14 protein-coding genes are annotated in these 13157 nt (G+C 64.6%); 12 read left to right on the top strand and 2 right to left on the bottom strand.

The genetic code is table 11. From position 1 onward, the window contains the following. Positions 1–136: 136 nt before the first annotated feature. From ACT4OC_RS19405 to ACT4OC_RS19375, 7 genes are all read left to right on the top strand, one after another. Entirely contained in the window at positions 137–892 is a 756-nt protein-coding gene (locus ACT4OC_RS19405; RefSeq protein ID WP_444840649.1) for an ABC transporter ATP-binding protein, read from the top strand. After that, on the top strand, positions 885–1631 hold the full coding sequence (locus ACT4OC_RS19400) for an ABC transporter ATP-binding protein (protein WP_444840648.1): 747 nt from the start codon (positions 885–887) through the stop codon (positions 1629–1631). The genes ACT4OC_RS19405 and ACT4OC_RS19400 overlap by 8 nt, the downstream gene beginning before the upstream one ends. Positions 1632–1669: 38 nt before the next feature. Continuing rightward, positions 1670–2890: an ABC transporter substrate-binding protein gene (locus ACT4OC_RS19395; RefSeq protein WP_444840647.1), complete on the top strand. Its 1221-nt coding sequence runs from the start codon at positions 1670–1672 to the stop codon at positions 2888–2890. A 72-nt stretch (positions 2891–2962) separates the two neighbouring features. Further along, on the top strand, positions 2963–3826 hold the full coding sequence (locus tag ACT4OC_RS19390; RefSeq protein WP_444840646.1) for a branched-chain amino acid ABC transporter permease: 864 nt from the start codon (positions 2963–2965) through the stop codon (positions 3824–3826). A 1-nt stretch (position 3827) separates the two neighbouring features. Beyond that, entirely contained in the window at positions 3828–4847 is a 1020-nt protein-coding gene (locus tag ACT4OC_RS19385; protein ID WP_444840645.1) for a branched-chain amino acid ABC transporter permease, read from the top strand. Positions 4848–4999: 152 nt separating this feature from the next. Next, positions 5000–5644, top strand: coding sequence for a DUF47 domain-containing protein (locus ACT4OC_RS19380; RefSeq protein ID WP_444840644.1), 645 nt, complete (start codon positions 5000–5002; stop codon positions 5642–5644). Between the two features lie 16 nt (positions 5645–5660). Further along, positions 5661–6665 (top strand): anion permease, encoded by a 1005-nt coding sequence (locus ACT4OC_RS19375; RefSeq protein WP_444840643.1) that lies wholly within the window; start codon positions 5661–5663, stop codon positions 6663–6665. 4 nt (positions 6666–6669) lie between these two features. Here ACT4OC_RS19375 and sugE read toward each other — a convergent pair whose 3' ends face one another. Continuing rightward, a complete protein-coding gene (sugE, locus tag ACT4OC_RS19370; RefSeq protein WP_444840642.1) occupies positions 6670–6984 on the bottom strand; it encodes a quaternary ammonium compound efflux SMR transporter SugE in 315 nt (104 codons plus the stop codon). Between the two features lie 154 nt (positions 6985–7138). Here sugE and ACT4OC_RS19365 point away from each other — a divergent pair, with 154 nt between their 5' ends. Next, complete coding sequence (locus ACT4OC_RS19365; protein ID WP_444840641.1) at positions 7139–8758, top strand: peptide chain release factor 3; 1620 nt, start codon at positions 7139–7141, stop codon at positions 8756–8758. Positions 8759–9017: 259 nt separating this feature from the next. Here the strand turns inward: ACT4OC_RS19365 and ACT4OC_RS19360 are convergent, their stop codons facing one another. Continuing rightward, positions 9018–10250: a benzoate/H(+) symporter BenE family transporter gene (locus ACT4OC_RS19360; RefSeq protein ID WP_444840640.1), complete on the bottom strand. Its 1233-nt coding sequence runs from the start codon at positions 10248–10250 to the stop codon at positions 9018–9020. A 149-nt stretch (positions 10251–10399) separates the two neighbouring features. Here ACT4OC_RS19360 and ACT4OC_RS19355 point away from each other — a divergent pair, with 149 nt between their 5' ends. The 4 genes from ACT4OC_RS19355 to ACT4OC_RS19340 all read left to right on the top strand — a co-directional run. Beyond that, positions 10400–11008 carry a hypothetical protein gene (locus ACT4OC_RS19355; protein ID WP_444840639.1) on the top strand — a complete coding sequence of 203 codons (609 nt, stop codon included), beginning with the start codon at positions 10400–10402 and terminating at the stop codon, positions 11006–11008. 84 nt (positions 11009–11092) lie between these two features. Then, positions 11093–11677, top strand: coding sequence for an NnrU family protein (locus ACT4OC_RS19350; protein ID WP_444840638.1), 585 nt, complete (start codon positions 11093–11095; stop codon positions 11675–11677). Between the two features lie 2 nt (positions 11678–11679). Beyond that, positions 11680–12504, top strand: a complete 825-nt coding sequence (panB, locus tag ACT4OC_RS19345) for a 3-methyl-2-oxobutanoate hydroxymethyltransferase (protein ID WP_444840637.1) — start codon at positions 11680–11682, stop codon at positions 12502–12504. Between the two features lie 12 nt (positions 12505–12516). Beyond that, a partial coding sequence (locus ACT4OC_RS19340; protein ID WP_444840636.1) for an AMP-binding protein occupies positions 12517–13157 on the top strand: 641 nt, incomplete at its 3' end.

The raw sequence follows: 13157 nt of genomic DNA, 5'->3' as shown, positions 1-13157 counted from the left end.
GCTAGGATGACGGCATATTCCGACCCCGGAGGCGGCCGGTCCGCGACGTTCGAGGACGTTGCGGGAGAACCGGCCGGTGGAGAGATGATCGGCCACGCGCGTAAATCGCAGCGACGGCGCGACGGGGGATGTTTGTTTGGCTGATGAGTTCATTCTCGAAACCCACGGATTGACCAAGGAGTTCGCGGGGTTCTTCGCCGTTCGCGACGTCTCTCTGAAGGTCCGCCGGGGTTCCATTCATGCGTTGATCGGCCCGAACGGAGCCGGGAAGACGACGTGCTTCAATCTCCTGACCAAGTTTCTGCAACCGACCGCGGGGCAGATTCTCTACAAGGGACACGACATCACCGCGATGAAGCCGGCGGATGTCGCCCGGCTTGGCCTCGTGCGTTCGTTCCAGATCTCGGCGGTGTTTCCGCATCTGACCGCGCTGGAGAACGTGCGGGTGGCGCTGCAGCGCCAGCACGGCCATTCTTTCGATTTCTGGCGTTCCAAATCGGTGCTGGACCGCTTCAATCCCAAGGCGCTCGAGCTGCTCAACGACGTCGGCTTGAGCGAATTCGCCAATACGCCGGCGGTGGAAATGCCGTACGGCCGCAAGCGTGCGCTGGAGATCGCCACCACGCTCGCGCTCGATCCGGAGATGATGCTGCTGGACGAGCCGATGGCCGGCATGGGCCACGAGGACATCGACAAGATCGCCGCCCTCATCAAGCGCATCTCGGCGAAGTACACCATCCTGATGGTCGAACATAATCTCAGCGTGGTCGCCAACCTCTCCGACATCATAACCGTGCTGACGCGCGGACAGGTGCTCGCCGAAGGCAATTATTCCGAACTGACCAAGGACGAGCGCGTCAAGGAAGCCTATCTGGGAGCCGGTCATGCCTGAGGTGCAAACGGCGGCGAGGCCTGCCGCGCGGGCGAGCGGCGCGCACGTATTGTCGGTCAAGGATTTGCAGGCCTGGTACGGCGAATCGCACATCCTCCACGGCATCAATTTCCACGTGAACGAAGGCGAGGTGGTCACGCTGCTCGGGCGCAACGGCGCCGGCAAGACCACCACGCTGAAGTCGGTGATGGGCATCATCGGCAAGCGCACCGGATCGGTGCAGTTCAACGGCAAGGAGATCTCGCGGGCCTCCTCCGACAGCATCGCGCGGCTCGGCGTCGCCTTCTGCCCCGAGGAGCGCGGCATCTTTGCCAGCCTCGACGTGCGGGAAAACCTGCTGCTGCCGCCGATCGTCGCCAGCGGCGGCCTTTCGCTCGAGCAAATATTCGAACTGTTTCCGAACCTGAAGGACCGGCTGGGCAGCCAGGGCACCAAGCTTTCCGGCGGCGAGCAGCAGATGCTGGCAATTGCCCGCATCCTGCGCACCGGTGCGCGCTTCCTGATGCTGGACGAGCCGACGGAAGGACTTGCCCCCGTCATCATCCAGCAGATCGGTCACACCATTGCGCGGCTGAAGAAGGAAGGGTTCACCATCCTCCTGGTCGAGCAAAACTTCCGCTTCGCGTCCACCGTGGCGGACCGCTACTACGTCGTCGAGCACGGCAAGGTGATCGACGGCTTTGCCAATTCGGAGCTCGAAGCCAACATGGACAAGCTTCACACCTATCTCGGCGTCTGAATAGCGACAATCCTTCCAAGTAGATCCAGGGATATCCAATGAAACAGAAGCTCTCGACACTCCTTCTCGGCACGGCGCTTTCGCTCGTTGCCGCGACCGGCGCCTTTGCGCAGGACAAGACGATCAAGATCGGCGTGCTGACCGACAATTCGGGCCTCTATGCCGACCTCGGCGGCCCGGGCTCGACGCTCGCGGCACAAATGGCGGTCGAGGATGCGGGCCTGGCAGGCAAGGGCTGGAAGGTCGACGTGGTCTCGGCCGACCACCAGAACAAGCCCGACATCGGCACCAACATCGCGCGCCAGTGGCTCGACGTCGAAAAGGTCGACGTGTTCGTGGACGTGCTGAACTCCGGCGTTGCGTTGGCGGTCAGCAATCTCGTCAAGGAGAAGAACGCCGTCCTGATCGACACCGGTGCAGCGTCGTCGGACCTCACCGGCAAGGCCTGCACGCCGAACACGATTCACTGGGTCTATGACACCTACATGCTGGCCAACAGCACCGGCCAGGCGCTGGTGAAGGCCGGTGGCGATACCTGGTACTTCCTGACCGCCGACTATGCCTTCGGCCACGCACTGGAGCGCGACACCGCGGCGGTCGTGACCAAGTCCGGCGGTAAGGTCCTCGGTGTCGTCCGGCATCCGCTCAATACCGCGGACTTCTCCTCGTTCCTGCTGCAGGCGCAGGCCTCCAAGGCGAAGATCATCGGCATGGCGAATGCCGGTGGCGACACCACCAACACCATCAAGCAGGCGGCCGAGTTCGGCATCGTCTCCGGCGGCCAGAAGCTCGCTGGCCTGCTGCTGTTCCTGCCCGACGTCCACGCGCTCGGCCTCAAGGTGGCGCAGGGGCTGAACTTCACCGAGACCTTCTACTGGGACCTCAACGACGGCACGCGCGCCTTCTCCAAGCGCTTCTCCGAGCGCATGAAGAACAAGGCCATGCCGTCGATGATTCAGGCCGGCGTCTATTCGGGCCTGATCCACTACTTCAAGGCGCTCGAGGCAATGGGCGGCAATCCGCATGACGGCGCCAAGGTCGTTGCCAAGATGAAGGAAATGCCGACCGACGATCCGCTGTTCGGCAAGGGCACGATCCGCGTCGACGGCCGCAAGATTCACCCGGCCTATCTGTTCGAGGTCAAGAAGCCCTCCGAATCCAAGGGGCCGTGGGACTACTACAAGCTGGTCGGCACCACGCCCGGCGACCAGGCCTTCCGGCCGCTTTCGGACGGCGCCTGCCCGCTGGTCAAGAAGTAACAAGGGAAGGGCGGCCCGCCGGCCGTGCGCCGGCGGGTCATCTCCCGCAACGAGTCTGCGAAAGATCGATCGATGCAAGCCCTCTATGCTCAGCTTCTGGTGGGACTGATCAACGGCTCGTTCTACGCGCTGTTGAGTCTCGGCCTCGCCGTGATCTTCGGCATGCTCAACATCATCAACTTCGCGCATGGCGCGCTCTACATGATGGGCGCGTTCGCCGCGTATTTCCTGCTCAACCTCACCGGCATCGGCTATTGGTGGGCGTTGATCATCGCGCCGATCCTGGTCGGTATTTTCGGCATGATCCTGGAACGGACCATGCTGCAATGGCTGACCGGTCTCGATCATCTCTACGGCCTCCTGCTCACCTTCGGCATCGCGCTGATCGTGCAGGGCCTGTTCCAGAACTACTTCGGCTCATCGGGCCTGCCTTACTCGATCCCGGACGAGTTGAGGGGCGGCATGAATCTCGGCTTCATGTTCCTGCCGATCTATCGCGGCTGGGTGGTGGTGTTCTCGCTGGTGGTGTGCCTCGCCACCTGGTTCCTGATCGAGAAGACGCAGCTCGGCGCCTACTTGCGCGCCGCCACCGAAAACCCGACCCTGGTGCGCGCCTTCGGCATCAACGTACCGCGCATGATCACGCTCACTTACGGGCTCGGCGTCGGCCTGGCCGCGCTCGCCGGCGTGCTGGCGGCGCCGATCAACCAGGTCCGCCCGCTGATGGGCGCCGACCTCATCATCGTCGTGTTCGCCGTCGTCGTGATCGGCGGCATGGGTTCCATCATGGGCTCCATCATCACGGGCTTTGCGCTCGGGGTGATCGAGGGCCTGACCAAATACTTCTATCCCGAGGCCTCCAACACCGTGGTATTCGTGCTGATGGTGCTGGTGCTGCTGATCAAGCCGACGGGACTGACTGGACGGGCGGCCTGACATGAGCGCAATGACCGACGACACCCTGCCGGCATCGCCGCGCGCCGTTCGCGACGAGATGTTCGTATTTGCCGCGATGGCGGTGCTGCTGGCCATCGTGCCGGCGACGGGCATCTATCCGTTCTTCGTGATGCAGGCGCTGTGCTTTGCGCTGCTCGCCTGCGCGTTCAACCTCCTGATCGGCTTCGGCGGCCTGCTGTCGTTCGGCCATGCGATGTTCCTGGGGACGGCTGGATACGTCACGGCGCACCTGCTCAAGGTCGGCAGGATCGATTTTCCGGTCTGGTACGGAACCTGGATCACGATCCCGCTGCCACCCCTGTCGCCGGAACTCGGCATCATCGGCGGCACGCTGGCGGCGGCCGTGCTCGCGCTGATCACCGGCTACGTGTCGATCCGCCGCCAGGGCATCTATTTCGCGATGATCACGCTGGCGCTGTCGCAACTGCTCTATTTCGTCTACCTGCAGACGCCGTTCACCCACGGCGAGGACGGCATCCAGGGCATCCCGCAAGGCAAGCTGTTCTGGTTCATCGACCTGTCCAATCCGACCACCCTCTATTATGTCGTGCTGGTCGGCTTCCTTGCCGGCTTCCTCCTGATCTTCCGCACCATCAACTCGCCGTTCGGCGAGGTGCTGAAATCGATCCGCGAGAACGAGCCGCGAGCGATCTCGCTCGGCTACAAGACCGACCAGTACAAGCTGCTCGCCTTCATCCTGTCCGGCACGCTCACCGGCTTTGCCGGCTCGCTGAAGGTTTTCGTGGCGCAGAATGCCTCGCTTACCGACGTGCACTGGTCGATGTCCGGCGAAATCGTGCTGATGACGCTGGTCGGCGGCCTCGGCACCATCTTTGGCCCGGTGGTGGGCGCCTTCGTTATCATCGCGATGCAGCAATATCTTGCCGGTTTCGGCCAATGGGTGACGGTGATCCAGGGCGTGATCTTCGTCGCCTGCGTGCTGACCTTCCGGCGCGGTGTCGTCGGCGAGATCGGCCATTATTTCCGCAGGTCGCTGTAAGCGCCCGTTTCCCGGGCGTTTTCGCAGCCATAAAGCAGTGGATGACCCCGATCCGGGCTCCGCCGCCTTGGGTTTTTCCGGCAATTCGGTCTATGACAGTTTTGTGACAGGGGACGCCGGCTCCCGGCCGCTTCTGACAATGGACTGACCCAATGCTGCGCTGGTTTCGTGCCTTTTTACCGAGGGAAGAGCGGTTCTTCGACCTGTTCGCCCGTCATGCCGAAACCTGCGTCAAGGGTGCGCAGGCCCTTCAGGACATGCTCCGAGGCGGCGACGAGACTCCGGTCTACTGCCAACGCGTTAGCCAGTTCGAGAACGATGCCGACGGCATCACCCGCGAGGTGCTGACCGCCGTGCGTCGTACCTTCATCACCCCGTTCGACCGCGGTGACATCAAGAACCTGATCACCTCGATGGACGATGCCATCGACCAGATGCAGCAGACGGCGAAGGCCGTCATGCTGTTCGAAGTGCGCTCGTTCGAGCCGCCGATGCGCGAAATGGGGCAGCTGCTGGTCGAATGCGCCAACCTGGTCTCCCGGGCGTTGCCGCTGCTGAAATCGATCGGCCAAAACGTCCAGTTGCTGACGTCGATCACGGAGGAACTCGGCAAGCTGGAGGGCCGGGTCGACGACCTCCACGACATCGGCATGAAGGAGCTGTTTCTCAAGCACCGCAACGCCAGCGCGATGGACTTCATCGTCGGCGTCGAGATCTACGATCATCTCGAGAAGGTCGCCGACCGCTTCGACGACGTCGCCAACGAGATCAACAGCATCGTGATCGAACAGGTCTAGGGCAGGGGCCGTTTCCGTGGATGCCTCGCTGGCTTTTCCCATTTTGGTCGGTCTGATCGCCGTCGCGCTGCTGTTCGACTTTCTGAACGGCCTGCACGACGCCGCCAACTCGATCGCGACCATCGTCTCGACCCGCGTGCTGCGGCCGCAATATGCGGTGTTCTGGGCGGCGTTTTTCAACTTCATCGCCTTCACGGTGTTCGGCCTGCATGTCGCCAACACCATCGGCAAGGGGATCATCGAGCCCAACGTGGTCGATGCGGCGGTGATCTTCGCAGCCCTGGTCGGCGCCATCGTCTGGAACCTGATCACCTGGGGGCTCGGCATTCCCTCATCGAGCTCGCACGCGCTGATCGGCGGGCTCGTCGGCGCCGGCATGGCCAAAGCGGGCCTGTCGGCTGCGGTCTGGAGCGGGCTGTCCAAGACGTTGCTCGCCATCGTGCTGTCGCCGATGGTTGGGTTTCTGCTGGCGATCGTGCTGGTCGCCATCGTGTCGTGGCTGGCGGTGCGTTCGACGCCGTTCGCGGTGGACCGCGCGTTCCGTATCCTGCAATTCGTCTCGGCCTCGCTTTATTCGCTCGGCCATGGCGGCAACGATGCGCAGAAGACCATGGGCATCATTGCGGTGCTGCTCTACTCGCAAGGTTATCTCGGCGCGGACTTCAACATCCCGTTCTGGGTGGTGATCTCCTGCCAGGCCGCGATGGGACTGGGCACGCTGATGGGCGGCTGGCGCATCGTGCGCACCATGGGCCTGCGCATCACCAAGTTGACGCCGATGCAAGGCTTTTGCGCCGAGACCGGCGGTGCGGCCACGCTGTTCATGGCGACCTATCTCGGAGTTCCCGTCTCCACCACCCACACCATCACCGGCTCGATCATCGGCGTGGGGGCCTCGCGGCGCATGTCGGCGGTGCGCTGGAACGTGGCAAGCTCGATCGTCTATGCCTGGGTGATCACCATTCCGGCGTCTGCCGCGATCGCCGCAGCGACCTATTGGGCGGTGCTGCTGCTGCGCTGATTGGTCAGGTCACGAGCTTCAGCCGGACGATCCCCGCCACGATCAGCCCGATGCAGGCGAGCCGAAGTGCGGTGGCGGCATCGCCGAACAGGAAGATGCCGAGGACGGCGGTTCCGACCGCGCCGATGCCGGTCCAGATCGCATAAGCGGTTCCGATCGGCAGCGTCTTCACGGCCAGGCCCAAGAGGACGATGCTGGCCAGCATGCAGGCGAGCGTCAGAACGGATGGCAGCAGCCGGCTAAAGCCCTCGGTGTATTTCAGGCCGATCGCCCAGCCGATCTCCATCAGATCGGCCACGAACAGCATCGTCCACGCCATGACACCCTCCCGATAAGGCAGGGTCGTCCCCGCGAGCGATGGGTTGAAGGGGAGGCCGTCCTCCCGCCAGGGCATATCGGACCGCCGCGCGCGGCCTGCAACCTGCGAGAATCGCCCTTGATTACGCGCGTTTTCCCTGCCAAACGCTCGGCCCATGTCCGACATTGCCCTGACCGCCGAGCAGCTAACCCCGTCGCCGCTTGCCCATGAAGTGGCGCGGCGCCGCACCTTTGCGATCATCTCCCACCCGGACGCCGGCAAGACCACGCTGACCGAAAAGCTGCTGCTGTTCGGTGGCGCCATCAATCTCGCCGGCCAGGTCAAGGCCAAGGGCGAGCGGCGCAATACCCGCTCGGACTGGATGAAGATCGAGCGCGAGCGCGGCATCTCGGTCGTCACCTCGGTGATGACCTTCGAGTTTGGCGGCCTCGTGTTCAACCTCTTGGACACGCCCGGCCACGAGGACTTCTCGGAAGACACCTACCGCACGCTGACCGCGGTCGACTCGGCTGTCATGGTGATCGACGCCGCCAAGGGCATCGAGGCGCGCACGCGAAAGCTGTTCGAGGTGTGCCGGCTGCGCGACATCCCGATCATCACCTTCATCAACAAGATGGACCGCGAGAGCCGCGATACTTTCGAGCTCCTGGACGAGATCGAAAAGACGCTGGCGCTCGACACCACGCCGATGACCTGGCCGGTCGGCCGCGGCCGCGATTTCCTCGGCACCTATGACGTCATCAATGGCGGCGTGCGCCTTTTGGAAGGCGGCGGCGCCAAGACCGGCGCCACCGAGCAGATCGAGATCGCCGATCTCGGCCAGCGCAACGAGCATCTCGACGTCAGCCAGGTCCAGGATGAGCTGGAGCTGGTCTCCGAGGCCTGCAAGCCGTTCGATCTCGACGCGTTCCGCGAGGGCCATCTCACTCCGGTCTATTTCGGCAGCGCGCTGCGCAATTTCGGCGTCGGCGATCTGCTGGAGGGGCTTGGCAAGTTCGCACCCGCTCCGCGCGCGCAGGACAGCAATTTGCGCAAGGTGGAAGCCGCCGAGCCGCGCATGAGCGCCTTCGTGTTCAAGATCCAGGCCAACATGGACCCGAATCACCGCGACCGCATCGCCTTCGCCCGGCTGTGCTCGGGCAAGCTCACCCGCGGCATGAAGGCGAAGCTGGTGCGCACCGGCAAGAACATGAGCCTGTCGAGCCCGCAATTCTTCTTCGCCCAGGACCGCTCGGTGGCGGACGAGGCCTTTGCCGGCGACGTCGTCGGCATTCCCAACCACGGCACCCTGCGCATCGGCGACACCCTGACCGAGGGCGAGGACCTGACCTTCGTCGGCGTGCCGAGCTTCGCGCCGGAGATCGTGCGCCGCGTGCGACTGACGGATGCGATGAAGGCGAAGAAGCTGAAGGAGGCGTTGCAGCAGATGTCGGAGGAGGGCGTCGTTCAGGTGTTCCGTCCGCGCGACGGCGCCCCCGCGCTGGTCGGCGTGGTCGGCCCGCTGCAGCTCGACGTGCTGAAGGCGCGGCTCGACGCCGAATACTCGCTGCCGGTGGAGTTCGAGGTGTCTGAATTCCAGCTGGCGCGCTGGATTTCCTCCGACGATCGCAAGAAGTTAGAGGCCTTCATCGCCGCCAAAGGATCCGGCATCGCTGACGATGTCGACGGCGATCCCGTGTTCATGGCGAGGAACGAGTTCTATCTCGGCTACACCAAGGAGCGCGCCGAAGGGATCGAGTTCTCCGCGGTGAAGGACGTGAAGAAGAAGGGGTAGGCCGAGCTGGCTGCTCCGCACTCCGCAGTCGTCCCCCGCGAAGGCGGGGGACCCGGTACTCCGCGGCTTCTCCGTAAACCACTGACGTCTCTGGGTACTGGATCGCCCGCCGGAGCCTGTCATCGGGCGCGCGTTCGCGCGACCCGTTGGCGGGCGGCGACACCTTTGTTGTGAGCCGCTCGTGCCTCACCACGCATGCACCCACTGCATGCGAGCCATGAACGCCAAGCTGTGACGGCGCGTCGCCGAGGCCGTGGCGTCACGATTTTGGCTTCGGCGCAAAATCCGCCCGCTCCATCAGCCAGGAAATGGCAAGGCCGCAAACCAGTCCCCAGAACGCCGCGCCGATGTTCAGGAGCGGCCGGTCGGCGACGGTGACGAGAAAGGCCAGCAATGCGCCGAGGGAGAACCGGCTGCCGAAGGCCGTGACGAAGGCCGTCTGCAGCACGCGCAGCATCGCCAGCCCCGCAAGGGTCGCGATCAGCGATTTTGGCGCATTGAGAAGCAGGCGGGTGAAGGTCGGCGCGAGCAACCCGAACAGGATCGCCAGAATGCCGACGACGATCCCGGCGACGTATTGGCGCCTGCGCTCGCCGCTGCCGACGAGGATGGCGTTGGTCGGCCCGGTCAGGCATGTGCTGACGCCGCCCACAAGGGCGGTTATGGCCGAGCCGATGCCGCACGCGACGGCCACCGCGTTGATGGGCGGCTCATGGCCTGCGGTCTTGAGGACGGCGATGCCCTGGCCGTTCTGCACGACGAGGACCGTGATCGCCAGCGGCACGACGAGCTCGACCATCGCCGCCAGCGACCAGGCCGGCTGCTGAAGCACGGGCCTGATCAGTTCGAGCTGCAGCGAAGCGGACGCGTCGAACCTTCCCAGGACGATCGTGGCAAGCCCGCCGACCAGCAGCGCGCCGATGATCGGCGGGCAGCGTCGGCCGAGCCACGGCAGGGCGGACAGCAGCAGCCAGATCGCGACCATGGGAGCTGCGATGGCAACATCGGTGAATACGGCATGGACGAGGTCGAGCCCGAAACGAAGGAAGACGCCGGCGACCATTCCCATCACGATCGGCAGCGGGACCAGTTCCATCGCACGCTTCACCGAGCCGGTCGCGCCGAGCACGAGCATCAGCACGGCCGTGGCGTAATAGGCGCCGACGACCTCCGGGAATGTCAGATGCGTCAGGGACTGGCCCACCAGGACCGTGCCGGGAATGGTCCAGAAGAATGCCAATGGTTGCCGGTACAGCCGGCAGAACAGGATAGTGATGAGGCCGTTGACGAAGAAAACGCCGAAAATCCACGACGCGATCTGGCCTTCCGAAAGCCCGCCGCCGGAGCCGACCGCCAGGATGATCGCCACCGGGGCCGTTACGGCGAACAGCCAGCCGATGAACCCGCTCGACGCGTAGACGGGCCCGAAGTCGGAAAGGATCTTTCCCGGAGCCGGCGGTGTTTCGGTCGGTCGCTCGATGGGCGTGAACATGTATGGGCGGGTGACTGTGGCGGGAACCCGGGAGCTTACCAAGCACGCGGCGCGCGACAAGCTTTGTGAACGCAGGGTTGTGAACGGCGTTGGTCTTGATGCCATGCGCTGCGGGCACCATCCTCGCAAAGATCGCTCTTGAGGCTGCCATGCTGCGGCGCGCCGCTTTCATCACAGGTCTGCCGCTGCTCGCCATCCTCCTGACGGGCCAGGTCGACGAGCGCCGCCGGCAAATCGACGCCACGCCGTTCTCGCACGCGCCCTGTAGCGTGCTCGACAACAGGCCGTGCACGCCGTACCACTGCAGCATCTTCAAAGACGGCCCCTGCATTCCCGAGATCGACTATCCCTATGGGCAGGACCTGCGGTTGACCATCCAGAGCGCGCCGCCGGAGCAGGACGCCGCGAAGTACCAGCGGCCTGACCACGATCTCAATACGATTACCGATCTCTTTGCCGCGCTTCGGTCCTGCTGGTCGCCGCCACCGGCGGAAGCCGCGCGGGAAGGCATGCAAATGTCGGTGAGATTCAGCTTCAGGCGAAGCGGGGAAATGATCGCAGCGCCGCGTGTCACTTTCGCAACATCGGGTGTTCCCGCAGATACGCGGGCGACGTACCTGAAGGCTATCAACGACTCGCTCGATACCTGCCTGCCGCTGAAATTCACCGCCGGGCTCGGCGGCGCGCTCGCCGGCCGGCCGATCGCGATCCGCTATGTCGATAACCGCGCGCTCGGCAAGACGTCGCAGCAGCAATGAGCCAATCCGCAGGCGCATTGCGCTCGATGCCCTGGAAATGATAGCCCTTGTCCCCGGGGAGACGGGCGCAGACGGGAGGACACCGTGGGACTTTGGGTGATGATTGCGGGCCTCGTGGTGTTTCTGGGCGCGCATACGCTCACCACGCAGCGCGAGCTGCGCGCGCGGATGATCGCCTTGACCGGCGAGGGCACCTACAAGATCGTCTATTCGCTGGTCTCGGCGCTCGGCCTTGCGCTGATCGTCTGGGGTTTTGCGCGGTATCGCGCAACCGGCATGTATCCCGTCTGGGATCCGCCGGTCGCCATGCGACACATCGCGGTGGCGCTGATGCTGCCCGCCGTGATCATGGTGGTGGCCTCCTATGTCCGCGGTCGCATCTACACCACGCTGAAGCACCCCATGTTGGCGGGCGTGAAGCTGTGGGCGGCGGCGCATCTGCTTGCCAATGGCGATCTCGGTTCCATCATCCTGTTCGGCTCGTTCCTGGCCTGGGCCGTGTTCGACCGCATCTCGCTGAAGCGCCGCAAGGATGTCGGCGGGCCGCCGATCCCGGTGGGTGGGGCGACCAACGATCTGATCGCGATTGCGGTCGGCGTCGTCGCCTATCTTGCGCTCGCCTTTGCCTTCCATCCCGCCGTGATCGGCGTTCCCGTCGTCGGGGCCTGAGCATGTCGGTACAGGCGGCGATCAGGCGCAAGACGGCGCCGGACATTCGCGCTCGCAAGGGCGGCGAGCCCATCGTGATGCTGACCTCCTACCACGCGCATACCGCGGCGCTGGTCGACAAGCATTGCGACGTCATCCTGGTGGGGGACTCCCTCGGCAACGTCATGCACGGCTTTGAGACCACCGTGCCGGTGACGCTCGAGATGATGATCCTGCAGGGCCGCGCCGTGATGCGCGGCTCGCAGCAGGCGCTGGTCGTAGTGGATATGCCGTTCGGCTCCTATGAGGCCTCGAAGGAGCAGGCGTTTCATTCCGCGGTGCGGATCCTGAAGGAGACGCGATGCGGCGCCGTCAAGCTCGAGGGCGGCGAGCGGATGGCGGAGACGGTAGCCTTCCTCAGCCAGCGCGGCATTCCCGTGATGGGCCATGTCGGGCTGACGCCGCAGTCGATCAATACGCTCGGCTCGTTCCGCGCGCAGGGGCGCGAGGAGGGCAGCTGGGAGCCGATCGAAAACGACGCCCTCGCCATTTCGGAAGCCGGCGCCTTCTCCATCGTGATCGAGGCCGTCGCCGAGCCTCTGGCGCGCAAGATCACCAAGAGTATCGCCGCGCCCACCATCGGCATCGGTGCGAGCGCGGCCTGCGACGGCCAGGTGCTGGTGCTCGAGGACATGCTGGGGCTGTCGCCGCGCACGCCGAAATTCGTGCGCCGCTACGGCGATCTCGGCCCCGCCATTGAATCCGCGATCAAGGGCTATGCCGCCGACGTCCGCTCGCGTAGCTTTCCCGGTCCCGAACACGTCTACGGAATGAAGACAAAAACATAAGGGAGCGGCGCCATGGACTGGTCGCATTCTTCCATTCCCCCGATGCGGCTGGAGGCGCGCTTCGGCGACCGCGTGGTGCCGGCCTTCGCCGAGCGGCCCGCCAGCATCTGGGCGATGATCGCGGAGGCCGCCGCGCGCAATCCCGGCGGCGAAGCCATCGTCTGCGGCGACAAGCGCCTGACCTGGCGCGAGGTGGCGGCGCAAGCGGCCGACATCGCCGCAGGCTTTGGCAAGCTTGGCCTTGAGCCCGGCGACCGCGTTGCGGTGCTGCTCGGCAACCGCATCGAGTTCGTGCTGACGATGTTCGCCGCCGCCCATGCCGGCCTCGTCACCGTGCTGCTCAGCGTGCGTCAGCAGAAGCCTGAGATCGCCTATGTGCTGACCGATTGCGGCGCCAGCCTGCTGGTGCACGAGGCTGATCTGGCCGATCGCCTGCCTGATGCGCGCGATGTGCCCGACCTGAAGCATCGCATCGCCGTCGATGCGGCCCGGTCGCAATTCTCGTCGCTGCGCGGCAACGCGTCCTTGCCGGCGCCGGCCAGCGTCGGCGAAGAGGATACCGCGATGATCCTCTATACCTCGGGCACCACCGGCAAGCCGAAAGGCGCGATGCTGGCGCACTGCAACGTCATTCACTCCTCGATGGTGTTCGT

Origin of the sequence: Bradyrhizobium sp. (genome assembly GCF_052389815.1) — a bacterium.
GTDB lineage: Bacteria > Pseudomonadota > Alphaproteobacteria > Rhizobiales > Xanthobacteraceae > Bradyrhizobium.
This window is presented reverse-complemented; position numbering and strand designations above follow the sequence as displayed.

Coding starts and splice junctions, on each gene's coding strand:
- ACT4OC_RS19400 (WP_444840648.1), top strand. CDS start 885: ATGCCTGAGGTGCAAACGGCGGCGAGGCCTGCCGCGCGGGCGAGCGGC.
- ACT4OC_RS19395 (WP_444840647.1), top strand. CDS start 1,670: ATGAAACAGAAGCTCTCGACACTCCTTCTCGGCACGGCGCTTTCGCTC.
- ACT4OC_RS19390 (WP_444840646.1), top strand. CDS start 2,963: ATGCAAGCCCTCTATGCTCAGCTTCTGGTGGGACTGATCAACGGCTCG.
- ACT4OC_RS19385 (WP_444840645.1), top strand. CDS start 3,828: ATGAGCGCAATGACCGACGACACCCTGCCGGCATCGCCGCGCGCCGTT.
- ACT4OC_RS19380 (WP_444840644.1), top strand. CDS start 5,000: ATGCTGCGCTGGTTTCGTGCCTTTTTACCGAGGGAAGAGCGGTTCTTC.
- sugE (WP_444840642.1), bottom strand. CDS start 6,984: ATGGCGTGGACGATGCTGTTCGTGGCCGATCTGATGGAGATCGGCTGG.
- ACT4OC_RS19365 (WP_444840641.1), top strand. CDS start 7,139: ATGTCCGACATTGCCCTGACCGCCGAGCAGCTAACCCCGTCGCCGCTT.
- ACT4OC_RS19360 (WP_444840640.1), bottom strand. CDS start 10,250: ATGTTCACGCCCATCGAGCGACCGACCGAAACACCGCCGGCTCCGGGA.
- ACT4OC_RS19355 (WP_444840639.1), top strand. CDS start 10,400: ATGCTGCGGCGCGCCGCTTTCATCACAGGTCTGCCGCTGCTCGCCATC.
- panB (WP_444840637.1), top strand. CDS start 11,680: ATGTCGGTACAGGCGGCGATCAGGCGCAAGACGGCGCCGGACATTCGC.